Origin of the sequence: Microbacterium meiriae (genome assembly GCF_040702565.1) — a bacterium.
Lineage (GTDB): Bacteria > Actinomycetota > Actinomycetes > Actinomycetales > Microbacteriaceae > Microbacterium > Microbacterium meiriae.
The window spans coordinates 291,790-315,229 of record NZ_JBFBLJ010000003.1; the positions used below are offsets into that span (position 1 = coordinate 291,790).

16 protein-coding genes and 1 other RNA gene are annotated in these 23,440 nt (G+C 72.1%); 13 read left to right on the forward strand and 4 right to left on the reverse strand.

Annotated elements, in window-relative coordinates; genetic code table 11:
• Window positions 1-13: 13 nt before the first annotated feature.
• A complete protein-coding gene (gene trhO / locus AB0310_RS15135) occupies window positions 14-922 on the forward strand; it encodes an oxygen-dependent tRNA uridine(34) hydroxylase TrhO (protein ID WP_366237550.1) in 909 nt (302 codons plus the stop codon).
• An 18-nt stretch (window positions 923-940) separates the two neighbouring features.
• Here the strand turns inward: trhO and AB0310_RS15140 are convergent, their stop codons facing one another.
• From AB0310_RS15140 to AB0310_RS15155, 4 genes are all read right to left on the reverse strand, one after another.
• Window positions 941-3,208, reverse strand: coding sequence for a transglutaminase TgpA family protein (locus AB0310_RS15140; RefSeq protein ID WP_366237551.1), 2,268 nt, complete (start codon window positions 3,206-3,208; stop codon window positions 941-943).
• Entirely contained in the window at window positions 3,195-4,385 is a 1,191-nt protein-coding gene (locus AB0310_RS15145; protein WP_366237552.1) for a DUF58 domain-containing protein, read from the reverse strand. The genes AB0310_RS15140 and AB0310_RS15145 overlap by 14 nt, the downstream gene beginning before the upstream one ends.
• 10 nt (window positions 4,386-4,395) lie before the next feature.
• Complete coding sequence (locus AB0310_RS15150) at window positions 4,396-5,385, reverse strand: AAA family ATPase (protein ID WP_187662170.1); 990 nt, start codon at window positions 5,383-5,385, stop codon at window positions 4,396-4,398.
• A 109-nt stretch (window positions 5,386-5,494) separates the two neighbouring features.
• Window positions 5,495-8,428 carry a DEAD/DEAH box helicase family protein gene (locus tag AB0310_RS15155; protein ID WP_366237553.1) on the reverse strand — a complete coding sequence of 978 codons (2,934 nt, stop codon included), beginning with the start codon at window positions 8,426-8,428 and terminating at the stop codon, window positions 5,495-5,497.
• A 65-nt stretch (window positions 8,429-8,493) separates the two neighbouring features.
• On the opposite strand from AB0310_RS15155, the gene ffs reads away from it, so the two are divergent.
• From ffs to AB0310_RS15215, 12 genes are all read left to right on the forward strand, one after another.
• An RNA gene (gene ffs, locus AB0310_RS15160) (signal recognition particle sRNA small type) lies at window positions 8,494-8,590 on the forward strand.
• Between the two features lie 48 nt (window positions 8,591-8,638).
• Window positions 8,639-9,247 (forward strand): rhomboid family intramembrane serine protease, encoded by a 609-nt coding sequence (locus tag AB0310_RS15165; protein WP_366237554.1) that lies wholly within the window; start codon window positions 8,639-8,641, stop codon window positions 9,245-9,247.
• Window positions 9,244-9,942, forward strand: coding sequence for a hypothetical protein (locus tag AB0310_RS15170; RefSeq protein WP_366237555.1), 699 nt, complete (start codon window positions 9,244-9,246; stop codon window positions 9,940-9,942). The genes AB0310_RS15165 and AB0310_RS15170 overlap by 4 nt, the downstream gene beginning before the upstream one ends.
• Before the next feature lie 62 nt (window positions 9,943-10,004).
• Window positions 10,005-12,134 carry a phosphate acetyltransferase gene (gene pta / locus AB0310_RS15175; RefSeq protein WP_366237556.1) on the forward strand — a complete coding sequence of 710 codons (2,130 nt, stop codon included), beginning with the start codon at window positions 10,005-10,007 and terminating at the stop codon, window positions 12,132-12,134.
• Complete coding sequence (locus tag AB0310_RS15180; protein WP_366237557.1) at window positions 12,131-13,351, forward strand: acetate/propionate family kinase; 1,221 nt, start codon at window positions 12,131-12,133, stop codon at window positions 13,349-13,351. Before pta ends, AB0310_RS15180 begins: the two co-directional genes overlap by 4 nt.
• Window positions 13,352-13,450: 99 nt before the next feature.
• On the forward strand, window positions 13,451-14,209 hold the full coding sequence (locus AB0310_RS15185) for a beta-phosphoglucomutase family hydrolase (protein ID WP_187662165.1): 759 nt from the start codon (window positions 13,451-13,453) through the stop codon (window positions 14,207-14,209).
• Window positions 14,206-16,713 (forward strand): glycoside hydrolase family 65 protein, encoded by a 2,508-nt coding sequence (locus tag AB0310_RS15190; protein WP_366237558.1) that lies wholly within the window; start codon window positions 14,206-14,208, stop codon window positions 16,711-16,713. The genes AB0310_RS15185 and AB0310_RS15190 overlap by 4 nt, the downstream gene beginning before the upstream one ends.
• Before the next feature lie 126 nt (window positions 16,714-16,839).
• Complete coding sequence (locus AB0310_RS15195) at window positions 16,840-19,122, forward strand: DNA polymerase III subunit gamma and tau (RefSeq protein WP_366237559.1); 2,283 nt, start codon at window positions 16,840-16,842, stop codon at window positions 19,120-19,122.
• Window positions 19,122-19,715, forward strand: a complete 594-nt coding sequence (gene recR, locus AB0310_RS15200) for a recombination mediator RecR (RefSeq protein ID WP_025104255.1) — start codon at window positions 19,122-19,124, stop codon at window positions 19,713-19,715. Before AB0310_RS15195 ends, recR begins: the two co-directional genes overlap by 1 nt.
• Window positions 19,712-20,626 carry a DMT family transporter gene (locus AB0310_RS15205; RefSeq protein ID WP_366237560.1) on the forward strand — a complete coding sequence of 305 codons (915 nt, stop codon included), beginning with the start codon at window positions 19,712-19,714 and terminating at the stop codon, window positions 20,624-20,626. Before recR ends, AB0310_RS15205 begins: the two co-directional genes overlap by 4 nt.
• A gap of 81 nt (window positions 20,627-20,707) precedes the next feature.
• Window positions 20,708-21,988, forward strand: a complete 1,281-nt coding sequence (locus AB0310_RS15210; RefSeq protein WP_025104257.1) for an aspartate kinase — start codon at window positions 20,708-20,710, stop codon at window positions 21,986-21,988.
• Window positions 21,989-22,333: 345 nt separating this feature from the next.
• A complete protein-coding gene (locus tag AB0310_RS15215; RefSeq protein ID WP_268776716.1) occupies window positions 22,334-23,404 on the forward strand; it encodes an aspartate-semialdehyde dehydrogenase in 1,071 nt (356 codons plus the stop codon).
• Window positions 23,405-23,440 lie beyond the last annotated feature (36 nt).

Genomic DNA, 23,440 nt, shown 5'->3' on the forward strand with positions numbered 1-23,440 from the left:
GTAGGATTCCTGGGTGGCCACCCCCAAGATCCTCCTCTTCTACGCGTTCACCCCGCTCGCCGACCCGGAGGCCATCCGCGTCTGGCAGCGCGATCTCGGCGAGGCGCTGGGGCTGCGCGGTCGGCTGCTGATCTCGTCGCAGGGCATCAACGGCACTCTCGGCGGCGACCTCCCGGTGCTGAAGAAATGGGTGCGGTCATTCCGCTCCTATGCGCCCTTCCGCGACGCCGACATCAAGTGGAGCGAGGGCACCGGGCTCGACGCGTCGGGCCGCAGCCTCGACTTCCCGAAGTTGAGTGTGAAGGTGCGCGACGAGATCGTGTCGTTCGGGGCCCCGGACGAGCTGCGGGTGGACGCGGACGGCGTCGTCGGCGGGGGCGTGCGGCTCACCCCCGAACAGCTGCACGCCCTGGTCGCCGAGCGCGGGGACGAGGTCGTGTTCTTCGACGGACGGAACGCGCTGGAGGCCGAGATCGGACGCTTCCGCGGCGCCGTCGTGCCGGATACGGAGACCACCAGGGACTTCGTGCGCCTGCTCGACTCCGGCACCTACGACGACCTGAAGGGCAAGCCCGTCGTCACGTACTGCACCGGCGGCATCCGCTGCGAGGTGCTGTCGAGTCTCATGGTCGCCCGCGGCTTCGGCGAGGTGTATCAGCTGGAGGGCGGCATCGTCCGCTACGGGGAGACCTTCGGCGACGACGGCCTCTGGGACGGATCGCTCTACGTCTACGACGGGCGTGGATCCGTCGACTTCTCGGACCACGCGCGGGTCATCGGTGTGTGCGTGGGATGCGGCGCGGCGACCAAGCGCACCGCCAACTGCCCTGACCCGTCGTGCCGCGTGCAGTCCGTCGTCTGCGCGGACTGCGAGGCCGTCGCGTGCCCGGCGCATGAGGCCACCGTGCCGACGCGGGCCTGAGCGGCGCGACGACGACGGTCACACCAGGAGCCGGGCGTCTGATCCGCGCGGGGCGTAGAGCGACCGCGGCAGCAGCAGTGCGCGTGCCCGCGTCGACCCGTCGACATGCGCGCGGAGACTGGCGAGCACGGACTGCAAGGGCGCGCCGAGGTCGTCCTCCGCCGCGGACGCGCGGGCGTAGTTGGCGCGCTCCACTGCCGCGATGAGCCGCCCCAGCGCAGCCTCGTCGGCTCCCGCATCCCTGACGAGACCGGCGGCCCGCATCCGCGGACTGTCCGCATCCGAGACCGCGATCCGGAGATCGATCAGGGTGTCGCGCAGTTCCGCCCAGGCCGCGGCAGCGTCTCCGCGAGCGGCACGGCGCATCCGGAGGCGCCGCTCGACGAGCCGGACGAGCGCGGGAAGGAGGAGGAGCGCCACGACGCCGAGAACGGTGAGGACCACCGGCGTCGGGTCCAGCCGGCGCAGCTCTCCGGAGTCCGTCGAGCCGGCATCGGCATCCCGCCGATCGACCTCGGGGCCGGAGGTCTCCTCCGTCTGGGGTGCGGTCGTCGGCGCAGGAGTGGCGGGGCCTCCGCCGGTCCCGCCTGCGGTCGTGCCCGCCCGGAAGGCCGTGGGGACGCCGAGCGAGGCGGTCGGCTCGAACGGCACCCAGCCGATCCCGGGGAACAGCACCTCGGGCCAGGAATGCAGCTGATCGCTCGACACCGAGAAGATCGACTCGTCTCCGCGCTTCTCGTCCGTGAGGGACCCGGGGAGGTAGCCCACCACGATGCGCACCTGCATGCCCAGGCTCTCGGCCATGAGGGCGAAGGAGCCGGCGAAGTGCACGCAGTATCCGGACCGCTCTTCGAGGAATCGTGCCACCGCGTCCGCGCCGGTCCCGTCGAACCCCTCGTCGACCGGCGTCTCCAGCGAGTACTCGAACTGCGACCGGAACCAGTTCTGCAGGGCGACGAGGCGGTCGTAGTCGGTCGCCTCGTCCGCGGTGACCTCCGTCGCCAGCCGGGAGATGATCCCCGGAAGCTCGACGTCCTCGTCCTCCGCGTCCGCGAGGGGCGGGGCGGCCTCCGCGGCGCGGATCTGCTCCAGGGTCGGCGTCACGCGGAGCGAGGTGACCGTGTAGTCGTTGCCGACCGCATCGGCGCGGCGGGAGAAGAGGGTGCGGTTCTCGGGCGACACGCGCCACGCGGCGCTCAGACCCTGCACTTCCGTGGCCGGATACGGCAGCGGGAGCCAGGAGCTCGACATGCGCAGCACCCGGATCGAGGTCGTCTGCTCCGCGGTGGTGATGTCGTCCCCCCACTCCGGATCCCCGAAGCCGTCGACCTGAGACTGCAGGTCCCCGCGATCCGGCTGCCAGACGCGGCCGTCGAACCGGGAGAGCGTCGTGAGGCGGAGATACGGGGCGGTGTCGGTCTTCGCGGCCACGGTCAGCACCTCGACCGGACTCGGCTGCCGCAGGTCGTCGCCGAGCCGTAGCGAGGCATCGACGGTCACGCCGACCCCGGTGCCGGTGATGGTCGAGCCGACCGGGAGCAGCGGCGTCACGACGAAGGTGGTGGCGAGGGCGGCGGCACCGACGGCGACCGCGACGCCGGCCGACGCGCGGCGCGGTGACTCCGGATGCCGACGCGCGGTGAAGCGGAACACGAGGAGCGCCACGACCGCCGCGAGGGCGAACCAGGCCACATTCGGGGCACCCAGGGTGATGATCATGGGCACCGCACCGGTGACGCCCAGCAGAACGGTCGTGAGCACGGCGGAGCGACTCGCGATCAGGAGATCGAGCAGGATCGCGACGACCGCGAAGCCCGCTCCGAGGGCGGCCGCAAGCCCCGGGGAGGCCTCCAGCGGGGCCGAACCGAAGACGATCTCCTCCGCCGCGGCGGAGGCGAGGGCCTGGAACAGGCCGAAGGTGCGGGGCGTCGGCACGACCCCCGCGATCGCGGTGTCTCCGGCGAGGAGCAGCGTGAGGACGCCGACCGCCACGATGACCTGCGCCACAAGGGCGAGCAGCCCGGCGATACCCTCCGAACGCCCGCGTAGGAGATGACGCACGAGCGCGCCGACCCCCACGACCGCGATGATGACGACGGTCGCGACGAACGACCAGGTCCCCGGAGCGATGACGGCGGTGAACGGCCACAGCGCCGTGAGGGCCGCGAGGCCGGCGAGGGCCGCCGGAGCGAGGACACCGGACGGCGGATCCTCCCAGTCACGGTGCCAGCGTGCGCGGGTGTCGGCGGGCACGGGGGCGGGTCGCGTGCGCTCAGCGCGGAACATCGGCGGTTCCCGTCCGCGCCGACAGCGCGTCGTCCCAGGCATCCGCGACGTCGACGCCGAGCCGGGTCACGGTCCAGCCGTGCTGGCGGGCGGCGTCCTCCGTTCCCGGGAGCGGATCGGTACTGAACAGCAGCGGCGCTGCGGCCCCCGCCGGACGCAGGAGCGCGGCGTCCTCCTCGTCCAGCCGACCGGTCACGTAGACGAGCGGCCCCGGCGGTGTCCCGCCCAGGAGCGCGGCGAGGTCGCGCCTCTCGCCGCGCGGCGTCACCATCGCCAGGGAGACCAGCAGGCCGTCCCTGTCGTCCTCGTGTCCGCGGAGCACGCCGAGGAGCGTGCCGGCGCTGTCCAGCACGTCGACGCTGTACCCCTCCGCAGCGAGGTGCACGGCGGCGGACGCGCACAGGGAGACCGCGGCCTCGAACGCCGGGTCGACGGCATCGGTCCCCGTGGTCCAGCCGCCGGCGGCGCGGTCGAGCACGACGACCGCGTCGGGGCTCGACTCCTCCTCCTCCTGCCGGACCATGAGTTCGCCGCGGTGCGCCGTCGCCCTCCAGTGGATGCGTCGCATCGAGTCACCCGGTGCGTAGCCGCGGGGGGAGAGGTTGTCGCTGCCCTGGCCCAGGCGGGTGGACGAGGTGTGCGCGGTCCCGCCCGCGGCGCCGATCCGCACGGCGAGCGGGGTGAGCGCGAAGACCTCCGGCACGACCGTGATGGTGCGCGTGTCGCCGAAGGCCTGCTCGCGCTGGGCGAGACCGAACGGGTCGACGGTGCGCAGCAGGAGGGGGCCCAGCGGCCAGACACCCCGGCGGACACCGGTGATGAGGTAGTTCAGCTGGGGTGTGTCCCCGGGATACTCGCCCCCCGAGTCGCCGGCGACCGCGGTGGGGAGGACGTCGTGCCAGAGCCCGTGCGGGACCCGGAGGGCGCGCAGCGTGAAGCGGACCGTCACCCGCGAGGTCTCCGAGACCGTGAGCAGGTCGGTCGAGATCTGTCGGCTGACCGTTCCGGAGCGTCGCGGGAGACGCACGGCGAGGGCGGCGAACAGCGTGAGCGCAGCCAGCAGGATCCCGAGGTACAGGAGGATCCTGGCGCCGAGGACGTTGGCCGCGATCACGCACCCGAGCGCGGCGACGAGCGCACCGGTGCCGCGCGGCGTGAGCAGTCGACGTCGGCGCATGATCGCGTCCTCAGGAGCGGGTCGCGACGGGGACGCGGACGCGCTCGGCGATCTGGGTGAGTGCGGCCTCGACCGGCTGCGCGCCGGCACGGTGGGCCCCGCGGGCGGGGAGCAGCCGGTGCGCGAACACGGGGATCAGCAGGTCGGTGATGTCGTCCGGGATGACGTAGTCGCGGCCGTCCAGCGCGGCCCAGACCTTCGCCGCGCGGACGAGCTGCAGCGTGGCCCGCGGGCTGGCGCCGAGGTGCAGGCTGGGGTCGTTCCGCGTCGCCTGGGCGAGGGAGACGGCGTACTCCTCGAGGGCGGGCGCCACGTGCACGGCGCGCGCCCACGCGATGAGCTGGGAGATCGCGGCGGCGTCCGCGACGGGGGTGACGGTCGCCAGCGGATTCACGACGTCGCGCTGCCGGAGCATGAGGGCCTCGGCCGCGGGGTCGGGGTAGCCCATCGAGATGCGCATCATGAAGCGGTCGCGCTGCGCCTCGGGGAGCGCGTACGTGCCCTCCATCTCCAGCGGGTTCTGCGTGGCGACCACGAGGAACGGATCGGGCAGCCGGTGGGTGGAGCCGTCGACCGTGACCTGCCCCTCCTCCATGGCCTCCAGCAGCGCCGACTGGGTCTTGGGGGAGGAGCGGTTGATCTCGTCGGCGATGACGATGTGCGCGAAGATGGCGCCGCGTTTGAACTCGAACTCGCGGTCGACGGGGTTGTAGACGGACACGCCCGTCACGTCGCCGGGAAGGAGATCCGGGGTGAACTGGATGCGCCGGACGGTGGCATCGACGGTGGCGGCGAGGGCGCGCGCCAGCATGGTCTTCCCGACCCCGGGCACGTCCTCGATGAGCAGATGGCCTTCGGCGAGCAGGCAGACGAGGGCGCTGCGCACGGCCTCGGGCTTCCCGTCGATCACCTGGCTGATCGAGCCGAGGATGGCCGCCGTCTGGGCGGCGAATCCGTCGGCGTCGATCGCGACCGGGCTCAGGGGGGCGTTCTCTGGCATGCGTTCCCTCTCGTCCGGCGCAACGATGCGCGTGCATCGATCGTACGCTTCGCACGGCCTGCGGGACCACGTCGGGCTGGCCGGTCTGCGGGGACGGCAGGGTCGGCCGTCAGCCCCAGATCCGGTACCGCGGCTCCGCGGGGTCGAGCAGCGCAGGGGTGAGGCGGGCGACCTGGAGCAGCGCGAGACCCGTCGTCCCCCGGAGTTCGTGGAGCTCGCACTGCCCGACCGTCTCCCGCCACCGCGCGGCGAAAGCCTCGGCGTCGGCTCGGCGGCGGGAGAGCGCTGCGGGAACCGGCAGCAGACGACGACCGGGGACGGCGCGGTCGACGATCGAGCGGATGCGGTCGAGCACGGGACCGGGCCGGCCGAAGATCCCCTGGTCGACCCGCAGGAGGAAGCGCGGGCTCTCGGCCACGGCGAACAGCTCCTGCAGGGCGTCGGCGATCAGTGCGCGGTCGCTCCGCGGTCCGGCGATCTCGATCCAGAAGTCGGCGGCGGAGCGGTTGCGCACCCGGACGGTCGAGGCATCGAAGGGCCCCACCCGTCCGGCGTCGTGGAGGGACCGGGCGATGGCCAGCGCGGCGCCGCCGTACAGAGCAGCGGGGTCACGGAGGCGGTGCAACGCGCGCAGCACGCTGGACCCGCACACCACAGCGGTCGCCAGCACGCCGCCGAGCGCCGCGACGGTGACGCCCGCCTCCAGCGGGAGGGAGACTGCGCCGATCGCCCCCAACGCCGCCGTTCCGAGGGCGATGCCGGTCGCGCTGAATCCGAATGTCAGGGGCACGGCAGCGGCGAGGGTCGGTCCCGTCCGCAGCAGGCGGGCCTCCGGCGTCGTGCGGACGGAGACCACGTCGCGCTCCCGGGAGTCGTGAGGCTCGCCGATCCGCCAGTCCGCTCTGGTCCGGGCGCGGGTGGGGAGCCGCGAGAGCGTCTCCTCGTTGATCCTCTCGATCGTGGCGCCGGGGACCTTCTCGAGGACGGCGTCGAGTGCGGCGATCGCGGCGGAGGGGAGCGCGTGGTCCAGTCCCGAGACGATCCGGGTGCCGTCGTCGGCGCTGAGCCCCCAGAGGTGTCCGTGTCGTCGTCGCAGGCGCTGCGTCTCGGCGGGGCTGTCCAGGTCGACGGACGCGGGGATGACGCACGCCACCGACCAGTTGTGCGCCACCTTCTCCGGCCATGCGGGGTCGAGACGCAGGGTGCGCCCCCGGAGCTGCTGGGTGCCGGTGCTCGTCGCCACCGCGGTCAGATCGATCAGCGTGTTCACCGACGGGCAGTCCCACCCCTCGCCGAGGAGTCCTCGGGTGCCGACGAGCACACGCACGGTGCCGCGTCGGATCAGCTCCGAGACGGCCGCGACGACCTGGCCCCGTCCGGCCTCGGCGACGCGGAGATCCCGCGCGCCTCCTGCTCCGTCGACGACCGTCACCTCGTCCCCGAGCACCGCGGACAGCTGCTCCGCGAGGTCGGCGGCATCGACGGCCCGCACCCGCAGATGATGGGCGGTCAGCAGCACCGGACGCAGCGTCCCTGTCACCTCGTCGGCGGCCAGGAGGTCGAAGACGCGGAGCGCGCCGGCGGGCTGCCCGGTGAGCCCGCGGCGGCTCCCGTGCTCGACGAAGTCGGTCACGACCACCGCCCGCATCTGGGCGCCGGCCTCTCCGCTCAGCTCGCGGCGCAGGATGTCCACGGCTGCGCGGTCCTTCGCCACCGAAGACGTCAGTGTGGTCTCCACCGGGTCCCGGCCGCGTCGCAGCCCCCGATCGGTGAGGTGCAGGCCGAAATCCGCGAGAGCTCCGCGCACGTGCTCCCATTGGCGCAGGGCGGTGGGGTCGGTGAGCAGGCGCGTCTGCGCGAAACGGGTGAGGACGGTGAGGAGGTCGTCGGTCGTGCAGCGGCCGAACAGCACCGGCGGCAGGAGCGCGCCGAGCGGATGCCCCGGCGCCGCGGCTCGGAGGACGACGCCGGCCGCCCGGGTGAGCGTGAAGTCCGTGGAGAGCGCGTGCTCCAGCCGTGCCCGCCGCGCGATGTCGGGGTCGTCCGTCGCCGTCGGTGGCACGGAGCCCGCCGCCGGCTCCGGCTGCAACGTCGCCTCCAGATACGCCACGCCGTCCGGCGAGGACAGCACCTGCCCGACGAGATCCGCCAGCAGGGCTTCGTGCCGCCGGATGAAGGCCGCCTCGGTCGGGTCCGGCTGGGTGAACCAGATCGAGTCCCGATAGGGCGCGAGGTGGCCCTCCTTCACCACCGCGGGGGCGGGCACCTCGTAGTCCACGTCTCCGAGCAGGCGCGTGTAGTTCTCGTACTCGACACCGTCGTAGGGGGAGGGGAGCGTCGCCGTCAGGCCGATCAGGACCGGGGGAGATCCCGCGGCCCGGATGCGCGCCGCCAGGTAGGCGACGACCAGCGCCCAGTGGTCGAGCAGGTGATGGCACTCGTCCAGGACGATCGTGCGCACTCCGGCGGCGACGATCGCGTCGATGAGCGCCACGGCGTTGGGGTGCAGCACCCGGGCCAGCTCCTCCGGGCGCTGCTGCGAGAACGAGCGGCGCACCCGGCGTACCCGCCGCCGCAGCCCTGAGCGGTAGCGGTCGGGGTTGTCGACCTCGAGTGTGGCGAGCCAGGTCGCCGCATCGGCCTCGGACCGATCGGTCTCGGCGAGCTCGGCGATCCACCGATGACGCGCCAGCTCCTCGAACGGCGAACCGTCGCCGGTGACGCTGAGGAGTTGGTAGGTCAGCACGGTGAGGTCCCCGAGCCGCCGCGGATCGTCTGAGACGGCGTCGTCCTCGGGGGCGAGCTTCCGCGCCTCCCGGAGCCATTGCTGGCGGATGGTGAGCGTCGGAGTCAGGACGAGCGTGCGGTGCCCCTCCCGCGCGGCGAGCAGCAGTCCGAGCAGGGTCTTGCCGGAACCCGGCGGTGCGACGACGTGCATCTTCTCGTCGGAGCCGACCTCGATGCGCTCCAGCACCTCGGCCTGGTACGTGCGCAGCGGTCCGCGGAACCGCCACGACGAGAGCGGGTGGGCGAGCGGATCCATGACCTGCACAGTCTCTCAAAGAGTGGGGTGTGTCATCGCGCCGGTCGGCGTCGGGTAGAGTGGACGACGGCTCTCCGCGTGGCGGCATCCAGGCCAATTCCCCCAGGGCGGAAACGCAGCAAGGGTAACCGGGCTCTGCTGGGTGCGCGGAGGGTCTTTTCTTTTGCCCGCGTCCAGCCGGCCCCAGGGTGCTCCTGCGACAATCGAGCGGTGACCGTTCCTCCGCCGGCCAGACCCGAGCATCCGCTGCGGCGATTCGCGTCGCCCGTGCTGCTGCTCGCGGCGATGTGGGCGGTGCAGTTCGCGGACGCCGTGCTGCCGGGCTCGTTCAGCGGCCTCGGCATCCGCTCGTGGGATCCCGCCGGGCTGCTCGGGATCGTGTTCGCGCCGCTGCCGCACGCGAGCTGGGCGCCTCTGATCGCGAACTCCGTCCCGTTCCTCGTGCTGGGCTGCCTGGTGGCCGTCGAGGGCACGCGCCGATTCTGGGCGGTCACCGTGATCGTCGCGGTCGTCGGCGGGCTCGGGACCTGGCTCGTGAACGCGCCCGGCACGCTGACGGTCGGCGCCTCCGGACTCGTGTTCGGCTACTTCGGCTACGTGGTGATGCGGGTGTTCGCCCCCGGCCGGGTGGCGCATCGCATCCTCTACGCGGTGATCGCCGTCGTCGTGATCGGCCTCTACGGCGGCACCATGCTGGCCGGGGTGTTCGGAGTGGCGGACGGCGTGTCCTGGCAGGGGCACCTCTTCGGCGCCATCGGAGGCGGTGCGGCCGCGCTCGCCGGACGGCGTCCCGACCAGCGCGGCGCCGTCGGACGATGACGGCTCCGCGCACGAGGAGGACGACGGGGACGCGGACCACGTCGACCCGGCGGCCCGCCGCGTCGCGCGAGGCCGCCAACCGCCGACGCCGCGAGGCCCGCCGTCGAGCCGCCCGGCGCGCACAGCGGAAGCGGACCCTGCGGCGCGTCGCCGTGTCCGCCGCCGTGGTGGCCGCGGGGGCGGCGCTGCTCGTGCTCATCCCGCTGGGGCTGGCGAGGGATCCGGCGCCGGTCTGCCTCGACCGTCCGTCGACCTTCCCCCAGGCAGGGGTGGCCGGATGGAGCGGTGAACAGCTCGAGAACGCTGCGACCATCATCCGCACCGCCGACGAGCTCGGGTTCGCGCGGGACGGCCAGATCCTCGGCGTCATGACCGCGATGGGCGAGAGCAGTCTGCGCAACATCGACTACGGGGACTGGGAGACGCGCGGCTGGACCAATCCGGATGGATCGCGCACGACGAGCATCGGCCTCTTCCAGCAGCAGGACTGGTGGGGGAGCGTGGAGCAGCGGATGGATCCGGCCACCGCCGCCCGGTTGTTCTTCGAGCGCCTCGGACGCGTGCCCGACTGGCCGTCGATGTCGCCCTCGCATGCCATCCACCGGGTGCAGGTGAACACCGATCGGGACTACTACACGCGGTATCAGGAGGACGCGACGGCGGTCGTCGACGTGCTCTCCGGCCCGTGCGAGTGACCGCCGCGATTGTCACGGCAGCTGTGGGGTGCGGTGTCGGGGCGCCCGCCTAAGCTGGAGCCGTGTCGCGGAGCATCTACATCACCTCGGCCGAAGGCCACACCGGGAAGTCGACGATCGCCCTGGGGGCGCTCGACGCGCTGATGCGCGTGTCACCGCGCGTCGGGGTCTTCCGCCCGATCGCCCGGGCGGTCGCGGAGCGCGACGAGATCCTCGAGCTGCTGCTCGCCCATGACGGCGTCCAGCTCGACTACGAGGACTGCATCGGCGTCACCTACGACGATGTGCGCGCCGATCCGGAGGGCGCGCTGTCGACCATCGTCGCCCGCTTCAAGGCCGTCGAGGCGCAGTGCGACGCGGTGGTGATCGTCGGCAGCGACTACACCGACGTCGCGAGCCCCGCGGAGCTCGGCTTCAACGCCCGGATCGCGGCGAACCTCGGCGCCCCCGTCCTGCTCGTGCTGAGCGGGCGCGACCAGCAGCGGCAGGCCGAGCAGCTCGGCACCACGACCGCGCGGGTGCCCGCCGCCGTCGGCCAGATCGCCGCCCTCGCGCTGCCGGAACTCGCCGAGGAGCGCGCGGAGCTGTTCGCGGTGGCCGTGAACAGGGCCGACCCGGACGGGCTCGATGCCATCGTCGACGCGGTGCGCGCCGTCCTCCCCGCCGGCACCCCGGTCTGGGCGCTGCCCGAGGACCGCGCGCTCGTCGCACCGTCCATCCGCGGCATCGTCTCCGCCGTCGACGGGACGCTGCTCAAGGGCGACGAGGATCGCCTGACCGCGGTCGCGCTGTCCATCGTCGTGGCCGGGATGTCGATGGTGAACGTCCTGCCGCGTCTCACCGACGAGGCCGTCGTCGTGATCCCCGCCGACCGCACCGAGGTGCTGCTCGCCGCCCTCCTCGCTGACTCCTCCGGCACGTTCCCGCGGATCGCCGGGATCATCCTCAACGGTCCCTTCCCCCTGCCCGGACCGATCCTCCAGCTGCTCGACGGCTTCGCCTCCTCGGTGCCGATCATCACCACCGACCTCGGCACCTACGACACGGCGGTACGGGTGATGGGCGCCCGCGGTCGCATCTCCGCCGACTCGCGCGGTCGCTACGACCGGGCACTCGGACTCTTCCAGGCGCATGTCGACGTGGCCGAGCTCACCGAGCAGCTCGGGCTCGCCGAGTCGCACGTCGTCACGCCGCTCATGTTCCAGTACGGACTGATGGAGCGCGCGCGGTCCGACCGTCGCCATATCGTCCTCCCCGAGGGCGACGACGACCGCATCCTCCGCGCGGCGGCGGCGCTGCTGTCCCGTGAGGTGGCGGAGCTGACCATCCTCGGCGACGACGGCGCGATCCGTGCGCGGGCGGCGGAGCTCGGCCTCGACATCGCCGGTGCGCACGTGGTGAGCCCCACCGACCCGGCCCTCGTGGAGCGCTTCGCCGCCGAGTACGCCCGGTTGCGCGCCCACAAGGGGATCACGCTCGCGCAGGCCGCCGACACCGTCACGGACGTCTCCTACTTCGGGACGATGATGGTGCACCTCGGACTCGCCGACGGCATGGTCTCCGGTGCCGCGCACACCACGGCGCACACGATCCGTCCGTCCTTCGAGATCATCAAGACGAAGCCGGGTGTGAACGTCGTCTCCAGCGTGTTCCTCATGGCCCTCGCCGACCGCGTGCTCGTGTACGGCGACTGTGCGGTCATCCCCGATCCCACGGCCGAGCAGCTCGCCGACATCGCGATCTCGTCCGCCACCACCGCCCGGCAGTTCGGCATCGACCCCCGCGTGGCGATGCTGTCGTACTCCACCGGTGAGTCCGGGTCGGGAGCCGACGTCGACAAGGTCAGGGCGGCGACGGCACTCGTGCGCGAACGCGCTCCCGAACTCCTGGTGGAGGGCCCCATCCAGTACGACGCCGCCGCCGACGCGGCGGTCGCCAAGGCCAAGCTGCCGGACTCGGCTGTGGCGGGGCGGGCGACCGTGTTCGTCTTCCCCGACCTCAACACCGGCAACAACACCTACAAGGCGGTGCAGCGCTCCGCCGGCGCCGTGGCCATCGGTCCAGTGCTCCAGGGGCTCAACAAGCCCATCAACGACCTGTCCCGCGGTGCGCTCGTCGACGACATCGTGAACACGGTGGCCATCACGGCGATCCAGGCCCAGGGCGACGAGCGATCGGGGGAGGAGGCGTGAGCGCGATCCTCGTCATCAACAGCGGGTCGTCCTCGCTGAAGTACAGCCTCATCGACACCGCGCACGAGGACGAACTCGCCAGCGGGCTCATCGAGCGCATCGGACAGGAGTCCAGCCCTGTCGCCCACACCGTGCGCCCGGAGCCGGGTGACGGACCGTCGGCCACGATGCTCGACGCCACCTACCGCGACGGGCAGCCCATCCCCGACCACGCTGCGGCCTTCGAGGTCATGCGCGCGCAGTTCGCCGCGCACGGTCCTTCGCTCGATGCCCATCCGCCGGTCGCGGTGGGGCATCGGGTCGTGCACGGTGGGGCGCGCTTCTACGCGCCGACCCTGATCGACGCCGACGTCGAGCGGCAGATCGACGAGCTCGCCGTGCTGGCGCCGCTGCACAACCCCGCGAACGTCGCCGGCATCCGGGCGGCCCGCGCCGTGTTCGCCGACGTCCCGCACGTCGCGGTGTTCGACACGGCGTTCCATCAGACGCTCCCGCCGGCGGCCTACACCTACGCGATCGACGCGCAGCTCGCCGCCGCGCACCGGGTCCGTCGATACGGCTTCCACGGCACGAGCCACCAGTACGTCAGCGCGGCCGCCGCGCGTTTCCTCGGGCGCGATCTCGGCTCCCTGCGGCAGCTCGTGTTCCACCTCGGCAACGGCGCCTCGGTCACCGCGATCGACGGCGGCCGTTCGGTGGAGACCTCGATGGGCCTCACCCCGCTCGAGGGGCTCGTCATGGGGACGCGCTCGGGCGACCTCGATCCGGCCGCCCTCGTGCACCTGTCGCGCCGTGCCGGCTACACGATCGACGACCTCGACGCGCTCCTGAACACCCGCAGCGGGCTGGCCGGCCTCGCCGGTCGCAGCGACATGCGCGACATCCTCGCCGGGGTCGCTGCGGGCGAAGAGGCCGCGACACTCGCTTTCGACGTGTACGTCCACCGTCTCCGGGCCTACGCCGGCGCCTACATCGCCCAGCTCGGCGGGGTCGACGTCGTGTCCTTCACCGCCGGCGTGGGCGAGAACGCGGCCCCTGTGCGGGCAGCGGCGATGGCGACGCTCGGCTTCGCGGGGATCGAGATCGATGCCGCCCGCAACGAGGCGAAGGAGCGCGGCATCCGTGTCATCTCCACGGATGCGTCCGCCGTGACGGTCCTCGTCGTCCCCACCGACGAGGAGCTGCAGATCGCCAGGCAGACCGCCGAGCTGCTCTGATCCCGGTCCGGGGTTACCCCGCGCGCGCCACCGCCATTACGCTTGCACAGTGGCACGGAGAGGTGCCGACCCGACCCTCGTCCTTCTCCTGGAGGCTCTGTGCCACACGCGCTGCCCGACCTGTTCCACGCCGACGGTGTGCTGTTCGACCTCGACGGCGTCCTCACGCCGACCGCCGAGGTGCACATGCGCGCCTGGAAGGCGGTCTTCGACGACGTCTTCGCCCGCTGGGACATCACTCCGCCGTACACCGACGAGGACTACTTCGCCTACGTCGACGGCAAGAAGCGCTACGACGGCGTCGCGAGTCTGCTGCGCAGCCGCAACGTCGAGGTGCCGTGGGGCTCGGTGGACGACGACCCGTCGGCCGAGACCATCTGCGGGATCGGCAACCGCAAGAACGCCGCGTTCGCGACCTCCCTCCGCAGCCAGGGCATCGCTCCGTTCCCCGGCTCCCTCGCCGTGGTCGAGGCGCTGCACGCCGCCGGGATCCCGCTCGGCGTCGTCTCCAGCTCGAAGAACGCCGAGGAGGTGCTGGCGGCCGCCGGCATCCGCTCCTTCTTCCGCGTCGTGATCGACGGCGTCGTCGCCGAGCGCGAGCACCTCGCCTCCAAGCCCGCTGCCGACATGTTCGCCGCCGGCGCCACGGCCCTCGGCGTCGACCCGGCCCGCAGCATCGCCGTCGAGGACGCCACCTCCGGTGCCGCCTCCGCCGCCGCGGCGGGGTATGCCGTGGTCATCGGCGTCGACCGCGGAGCGGGCGCCGACGCGCTCCGGGCCGCCGGAGCCACCCACGTCGTCGACGACCTCGGCGTCCTGCTTCCCGCCACCCGTACCGACACCCCGGAGACCGCATGATCGACCGCGACCGCTTCCCCGTCGACCCGTGGCGTCTCATCGAGACGCGCTACTCGGAGGAGGGCGTCGGCGAGACGCTGTTCTCGGTCGGCAACGGCTACCTCGGGCTCCGGGGCAACCACATCGAGGGGCGTGGCGCGCAGGAGCACGGCACCTTCATCAACGGTCTGCACGAGACCTGGCCCATCCGGCACGCCGAGCAGGCCTACGGCTTCGCCGAGGTCGGCCAGACCATCGTCAACGCCCCCGACGCCAAGGTGATGCGGCTCTACGTCGACGACGAGCCGATCTCCCTCGACGACGCGGACGTGCGCGAGTACGCCCGCAGGCTCGACATGCGCACGGGCGTGCTGGAGCGGCGCGTGGTCTGGGAGACGCCTTCCGGCAAGCGGGTGCGCATGCGGGATCAGCGTCTCGTGAGCTTCGAGGAGCGCCACCTCGCGGTGCTGCGGCTCGAGGTCGTCGTCGAGAACGCCAACGCCCCGGTCACGATCAGCTGCCAGCTCCTCAACCGTCAGGACGGGGCGGGCGTGTATGCCGGCTCTCCGATGACGACCAAGGGCGCCGCCTTCGACCCGCGCAAGGCCGAGCGCATCGCGGACCGTGTGCTGCAGCCGGCCGAGCACTGGCAGGACGGCCTGCGCTCCGCCCTGTCGTATCGGGTCGCCGCGTCCGGGATGACCGTCGCCGTCGTCGCCGATCACATCATCGAGACGGAGAACGACTACAACGTCCGGACGCTCATCGAGCCGGACATCGCCAAGAACGTCTTCCGTGTGCAGGCGAAGGCCGGCGTCCCCATCACGATCACCAAGCTCGTCAGCTACCACTCCTCCCGCGGGGTGCCCCCGCGGGAGCTCGTCGACCGCTGCCGTCGGTCCCTCGACCGGGCCGCGGACGAGGGCGTGGAGACGGTGTTCCGTCGTCAGCGCGAGTGGCTCGACGCGTTCTGGGAGCGCAGCGACGTGCAGATCGGCGGGCGCGACGACCTGCAGCAGGCCACCCGCTGGTGCCTGTTCCAGCTCGCGCAGGCCTCGGCAAGGGCCGACGGCGCCGGCGTCCCCGCCAAGGGGCTGACCGGCTCCGGCTACAGCGGCCACTACTTCTGGGACACCGAGATCTACGTGCTCCCCTTCCTCACCTACACGACGCCGCGGTGGGCCTACAACGCGCTGCGGGCCCGGGTGAAGATGCTCCCCGCCGCGCGTCGCCGGGCCGCCCAGCTCAACGAGGCCGGCGCACTGTTCCCGTGGCGCACGATCAACGGCGAGGAGGCCTCGGCGTACTACGCCGCTGGCACGGCGCAGTACCACATCAACGCCGACATCAGCTTCGCGCTGGGCAAGTACGTGCGGGCGACCGGGGACGAGGCGTTTTTGCGTCGCGAGGGTGCCGACGTCGCGATCGAGACCGCGCGGCTCTGGGCCACCCTCGGCTTCTGGCGGGGGTCGCGGCTCGTGGAGCAGTCCGGTGCCGGCGATGGCCTCCAGACGTTCCACATCCACGGCGTCACCGGCCCGGACGAGTACACGACCGTCGTGAACGACAACCTGTACACGAACGTCATGGCGCGGTACAACCTCCGCTACGCGGCCAAGGTCGTGCGGGAGATCCGCGACAGCTACCCGGAGGACTACGCGGCCCTCGTCGAGCGGACGGGTCTCGGATCCGGTGAGGCGGAGTCGTGGGAGCGGGCGGCGGAGGCGATGTACATCCCGTACAGCGAGAGCCTCGGCATCCACCCGCAGGACTCGCTGTTCCTGGAGCGGGAGGTCTGGGACCTCGCGAACACCCCGGCCGACCAGCGTCCGCTGCTGCTGCACTTCCACCCGCTCGTGATCTACCGCTTCCAGGTGCTCAAGCAGGCCGACGTGGTGCTGGCGCTGTTCCTGCAGGGCAACCACTTCTCGCCCGAGGAGAAGAAGGCCGACTTCGATTACTACGACCCGCTGACGACGGGCGATTCGACCCTGTCGGCGGTCGTGCAGTCGATCCTCGCGGCGGAGGTGGGCTACCAGGACCTCGCGCAGAAGTACTTCGAGCAGTCGCTGTTCGTCGATCTGCACGACCTGCACCACAATGCAGCCGACGGCGTGCACGTCGCCTCGGCAGGTGGGGTCTGGACGGCGCTCGTGTGCGGCTTCGGCGGCATGCGCGACTACGGCGGCGACCTCAGCTTCGACCCGCGGCTCCCGGAGTCCTGGCCCTCGCTGTCGTTCCCGCTGCAGTGGCAGGGCACGGCGATGCAGGTGACCGTCACGCGGCACGAGCTGCGGGTGCAGGTGCGCAGCGGTCCTCCGGTGCCGTTCAGCGTGCGCGACAACGCCTACATCGCGACCCTGGAGGACGACGTCATCGTCCCTCTCGCGAACCAGGGACCCGTGATCCCCGGTCGCCCGACGCTGCAGGAGTTCGCCGACGCCCGCCGCGACGACGGCACCCGGCTCTCCGCCTCGGTCCCGGTGATCACGAGCGCCATCCCCGTCATCGAGCCGATCGACTGACCGCCGACCCACCCCGTTGCGTGCGTCCCACCCCGTTGCGGACGTCCGCAACGGGGTGGTTCGCGTTAAAGAGGCCGGGTCGAGCGAGAGGGGAGCAACGTCGGTGGCACGCCGTAGGCTGGAGGGGTGACCACAGCCCTCTACCGCCGCTACCGACCCGAGACGTTCGGCGAGATGATCGGGCAGTCGCAGGTGACCGATCCGCTCATGACCGCGCTGCGCGGCGACCGTGTGGGTCACGCCTATCTGTTCTCCGGTCCGCGGGGCTGCGGCAAGACCACCTCGGCGCGCATCCTCGCCCGTTGCCTGAACTGCGCGGAAGGGCCGACCGACACCCCCTGCGGGACGTGCCCGAGCTGCGTCGAGCTGTCCAGGGCGGGCGGGGGATCGCTCGACGTCGTCGAGATCGACGCGGCGAGCCACAACGGCGTCGATGACGCCCGCGACCTGCGGGAACGGGCCACCTTCGCTCCGAGCCGCGACCGCTTCAAGATCTTCATCCTCGACGAGGCGCACATGGTCACCCCGCAGGGCTTCAACGCGCTGCTGAAGCTGGTGGAGGAGCCCCCGCCGCACGTCAAGTTCATCTTCGCCACGACGGAGCCCGAGAAGGTGCTGGGCACGATCCGCTCGCGCACCCACCACTATCCGTTCCGACTGGTCCCGCCCGCTGCGATGCTCGAGTACGTCGAGAAGCTGTGTGCGGAAGAGGGCGTGATCGTCGAGCAGGGTGTGCTGCCGCTCGTCGTCCGCGCCGGAGGAGGCTCGCCCCGCGACACGCTGTCGCTGCTGGACCAGCTCATCGCGGGCTCGGACGCCCCGGCCGGCTCGGAGACCGTCACCGTCGGCTACGCGCGCGCGGTGGCGCTGCTCGGGTACACCCACGGGGCCCTCCTCGACGAGATCGTCGATGCGCTGGCGGCGGGCGACGCCGCGACCGCCTTCCCCGCCATCGACCGCGTCGTGCAGACCGGCCAGGACCCGCGGCGCTTCGTCGACGACCTGCTGGAGCGCCTGCGCGATCTCATCGTGATCGCCGCCGTCGGCTCCGGTGCCTCCGCCGTCCTCCGCGGCATCGCGGAGGACGAGCTCGACCGGATGCGCCGGCAGGCCGAGTCGTTCGGCGCCGCGCGCCTCTCGCGTACCGCCGACGTGGTCAGCGCGGCACTGGACGACATGTCCGGAGCCACATCGCCGCGGCTCCACCTCGAACTCATGGTCGCTCGTGTCCTCGCCGCCGCACCCGGAGGCTCGGCGGCGTCCGGCACCGCCGCGTCGGGCGCGCTGCACCCGCCGGCCACCACGCACCCGCCGGTGGTCCCGCCGGCGACCGCGACGCCGTCTCCGACCGTCGCATCCGACACGGGGAGGACGCCCGCTCCGGCGGCGCCCTCGGCGCCCGCGGCGTCGGCTCCGTCTGCTCCGACCGCCCCTGCAGACGCGCCCGAGCCTGCGCCCGCTCCGGAGCCTGAGCGCACCCCGGAGCCCGAGAGCACTCCCGAGCCCGGCCACGCTCCGGAGCCCCAGCCCGCTCCGACCCCGCAGTCGTCCTCCGCGCCGTCCGCTCCCGTCACGTTCGAGCGCGTCCGCGACGCCTGGCCGGCCGTGCTGAAGCGTCTGGAAGGCATCAGCCGCACGTCCTGGCTGCTCGCGACCGCCGTGCAGCCCCTCGCCTACGACGGTGATTCCGAGGTGCTGACCCTCGGGTTCACGAGCCAGCATGACGTCGCGAAGTTCAAGGGGACCACGCCGGGATCCGGCCCCTCCGACCACCTCCGCACAGCCATCGAGCAGGAGGTCGGGGTACGTGTCAAGTACCTCCCGGCACCGATGCCACCCGGCGGTGCGCCGCGGCAGCCGGCCTCGTCCGGATCCACCGCGCCGGCCGACGCCGCTCCCGCATCGGAGCCTGCGTCAGCACGGCCCTCCCGCCCGCAGACGCGCGCCGCCACCGCTCCCGTGACGGAGTGGGCGGTCGCCTCCATCCCGACCGCTGACGCCGCGACACCGGCCGCCGCCCCCGCGGCGCCCCTCGCCGTCGACGACGAGCCGGAGGAGGTCGAGGCCGCCTCCGCCGCCCCGACCCCGCCGGCCGACGGCAGGGTCGACCGCGACGAGCCGCCGCTGCCGGGCGATGACGACGCTCCCGCGTTCGACGAGGAGCCGCCGTACGATCCGGCCTACGAGCCCCCGGCTCCGTACGACCGCCCTCCCTCCCCGCGGACGACACCGACGGCGGCCCCGCAGGCTGCCGCGCGCACGGCCCCCGCGGCTGCTCCGCCGGTCGTCATCGAGCGCACCCCCGCCGCGGGCGGCGTGCAGCGCTACGGTGAGGCCGTGATCCGCCAGGTGCTCGGCGCGACGTTCCTTCGCGAAGAGCCCTACGAGCCCCCCACGAGGTTCTCCTGATGTACGACGGCATCGTCCAAGAGCTGATCGACGAGTTCGGCCGCCTTCCCGGTATCGGCCCGAAGTCGGCGCAGCGCATCGCGTTCCATATCCTGCAGACGCCGACGTTCGACGTCGCCCGTCTCGCGGAGCTGCTGACCGAGATCCGCATCCGCGTCCGGTTCTGCGAGATCTGCGGCAACGTCGCGGAGCAGGAGCGGTGCGCGATCTGCCGCGACCCCCGCCGCAACCAGGCGCTGATCTGCGTGGTCGAGGACGCGAAGGACGTCGCGGCGATCGAGCGCACACGGGAGTTCCGCGGCCTGTACCACGTGCTCGGCGGCGCGATCAGCCCCATCGCGGGCATCGGGCCGGACGACCTCCGGATCGCCCAGCTCATGACGCGACTCGCCGACGGCACCGTGCAGGAGGTCATCATCGCCACGAACCCCAACCTGGAGGGGGAGGCGACGGCGAGCTATCTGAGCCGGCTCCTCACGACGATGCAGATCACGGTCTCACGGCTCGCCTCGGGCCTCCCGGTCGGCGGCGACCTCGAGTACGCGGACGAGGTGACGCTGGGCCGGGCCTTCGAGGGCCGGCGCGTGCTGTGACCCCGCAGTCCGGCTTCTCCCGCCGGGGCTGGCTGCTCTTCGGGGCCATGGCCCTGCTGTGGGGCGTGCCCTACCTCTTCATCAGCGTGGCGGTGGACTCGATCTCCCCGCCGGCGATCGTCGCCGGACGGACGCTGATCGCCGCGCTCCTCCTGCTGCCGTTCGCCCTGCGCAGCGGCGCCCTCCGTGCGGCGCTCCGGCACTGGCCGTGGGTGCTGGCGTTCGGGGCCGTGGAGATGGCCGGACCGTTCCTCCTCCTCGGACACGCCGAGATGACACTGCCCTCCGGCATGACCGGACTCCTCGTGGCCACGGTGCCGCTGTTCGCCGCCCTCATCGCGCTGGGCGGCGGCGACCGCGGCGTGCTGCGTCCCGCCCGCGGCATCGGTCTTCTGGTCGGCTTCATCGGTGTGGCCATCGTCGTGGCGGGTCCCGGGCTCTTCGGGGGAGAGGTGAGCCTGCTCGCGGCCGGGGAGGTGCTGCTCGTCGCGGTGCTCTACGCGATCGCGCCGTTCATCGTGGCGCGCAAGCTGAACGACGTCCCCTCACTCGGCACGATCACGCTGTCGCTGCTCATGATCGGCCTCTTCTACCTCCCGATCGGTCTGCTCACGCAGCGTGAGGTGCCGACGCTCCCGTCGATCGGTGCCCTGCTCGCCCTCGCCGTGATCTGCACGGCGCTGGCCTTCCTGGCCTTCTTCGCGCTGATCCGCGAGGTCGGGCCGGTCAGGGCGCCGCTGTTCACCTACGTGAACCCGGTCGTGGCGATCGTCCTCGGCGCGATCGTACTCGCCGAACCCCTCACCCCTGGACTCCTCCTGGGGTTCCCGCTGATCATCATCGGGTGTTGGTTCGCCGCCACCGGAGGACGCCTGCGTCCGGTGACGCCCGTTCCGCCCGCGCCGGCCTGAGCCGTCACATGCGCGGGGCGGCATGCGCGCCGATCGTAGAATGACCGTAGGCGGATCCGCCCGACACCCCAGGGAGTGAACGTGGCCCTCATCGTGCAGAAGTACGGCGGCTCGTCCGTCGCCGACGCAGAGAGCATCAAGCGCGTCGCCAAGCGCATCGTCGACACCCGTCGCGCCGGTCACGACGTCGTCGTCGCCGTGAGCGCGATGGGCGACACGACCGATGAGCTGCTGGACCTCGCGAACGAGGTCGCGCCGATCCCGGCTCCGCGCGAGCTCGACATGCTCCTGTCCAGCGGCGAGCGGATCTCGATGGCGCTGCTGGCGATGGCGATCCACTCCATGGGCTTCGAGGCGCGGTCGTTCACCGGCAGCCAGGCCGGCATGATCACCGACTCGCAGCACGGCGCGGCGCGCATCGTCGACGTCACGCCCGTCCGGCTCCGCGAGGCGCTCGACGAGGGCGCGATCGTCATCGTCGCGGGCTTCCAGGGCTTCAACCGCGATACCCGCGACATCACCACGCTCGGCCGCGGCGGGTCGGACACGACGGCCGTCGCGCTGGCGGCCGCGCTGTCCGCCGATGTCTGCGAGATCTACAGCGACGTCGACGGCATCTTCACGGCCGACCCGCGCGTGATCCCGAAGGCGCAGAAGCTCGACCACGTCTCCAGCGAGGAGATGCTGGAGCTCGCCGCCAACGGTGCCAAGGTCCTCTACATCCGTGCCGTGGAGTACGCCCGCCGGCACGGCGTCCTCATCCACGCCCGGTCGACGTTCTCGTCGGCCGAGGGCACATACGTTCTGGGCGAGGGCATGAAGAACCCTCGCGAAGCCGAGGGAGCAGTCATGGAAGAACCGATCGTCGCCGGCGTCGCCACCGACTTCAGCCAGGCCAAGATCACCGTCGCCGGGGTGCCGGACGTCCCGGGCAAGGCCGCCGAGATCTTCAAGATCGTCGCGAAGTCCGGCGCCAACGTCGACATGATCGTCCAGAACGTGTCGGCGACGGGACGCACCGACATCTCCTTCACGGTTCCCAAGGCCGACGCCGCTGCGGCGCTCAAGGCCCTCGCCGGCGAGCAGACCGAGGTCGGCTTCCAGAACCTCATCCACGACGACCAGATCGGCAAGCTGTCCGTGGTCGGCGCGGGGATGCGCACGCACTCCGGCGTCTCGGCGACCCTGTTCGAGGCCCTGTCCGCCGGCGGCATCAACATCGAGATGATCTCCACCTCGGAGATCCGCATCTCGGTCGTGCTCCGCGACACCGACCTCACCGAGGCCGCCCGCACGGTGCACACCGCCTACGGCCTCGACGGCGACGCGGAGGCCACGGTCCACGCCGGCACCGGTCGCTGACCCCCTCACGAGCTCCCTCTTCTCCCGCCAGCGCAGGCTTTCGCGCCTGGTCAGGCCGTGCTGCCCACGCTCGCCTGCTGTCGCGCGCTCGCCTGTCTCCGCGGGTCTGCCTGTTTTCGCGCGCTCCCGCCACCGCAGGCTTTCGCGCGGGCGCAGGCTCTGTCGTCCACGCTCGCCTGTGCTCGCGTGTCAGCCTGCTCTCGCGAGCGGCGTACGAGGAGAGCCGAGGGGAGCGTGGCGCGATAGACTCGCGGAAACCCTGACACCGGCGCCAGGCGCAGCCTCAGCATCCCGACGCCGCGCCCGAAGCCTCGTACGCCGTACCGCACGAAGCCAAGGAACATCATGACCCGCATCTCCGAATCAGGACTCTCCGTCGCCATCGTCGGCGCCACCGGCCAGGTGGGCACCGTGATGCGCGAGATTCTCGCGGAGCGTTCGTTCCCGATCCGCGAGCTGCGGCTGTTCTCGTCGGCGCGTTCCGCCGGCACGGCGATCGAGTTCGGCGGGCAGACGGTGATCGTGGAAGACGTCGAGGCGGCCGACCCGTCGGGCATCGACATCGCCCTGTTCTCCGCCGGTGCCACCGCCAGCCGGGCATACGCGCCGCGCTTCGCCGAGGCCGGCGCCGTGGTCGTCGACAACTCCAGCGCCTGGCGCATGGACCCCGAGGTCCCGCTCGTCGTCAGCGAGGTCAACCCACACGCGATCGACGACCGCCCCAAGGGCATCATCGCCAACCCGAACTGCACCACGATGGCCGCGATGCCGGTGCTGAAGGTCCTCGACGCCGAGGCCGGCCTCGAGCGCCTGATCGTGTCGACCTACCAGGCGGTGTCCGGCTCCGGACTCGCCGGCGCGCAGGAGCTGCTCGGTCAGGTCGAGGGCGTGCTCGCGCAGGGCGACACCCTCCGCCTGGTCCACGACGGCTCCGCGGTCGACTTCCCCGAGCCCGAGAAGTACGTCGCCCCGATCGCCTTCGACGTGATCCCGCTCGCCGGCAACCTCGTGGACGACGGGGACAACGAGACCGACGAGGAGAAGAAGCTCCGCAACGAGAGCCGGAAGATCCTCGAGCTGCCCGACCTCCGCGTCGCCGGCACGTGCGTCCGGGTGCCGGTGTTCACGGGCCACTCGCTGTCGATCCATGCCGAGTTCTCCCGCGATCTGACGCCCGACCGCGCCAGGGAAGTGCTGAGCGCGGCGCCCGGTGTCGTGCTCGACGAGGTGCCGACCCCGCTGCAGGCCGCGGGCAAGGACCCGAGCTTCGTGGGCCGCATCCGCGCCGACCAGTCGGCTCCGGAGGGCAAGGGCCTCGTGCTCTTCATCAGCAACGACAACCTCCGCAAGGGGGCGGCGCTGAACGCGGTGCAGATCGCCGAGGTGCTCGCGGAGCGTCTCGCCCCGGTCTCCTGACGGCCGCATGGTCTGCGGTGTCCTGCCCGCGAACTA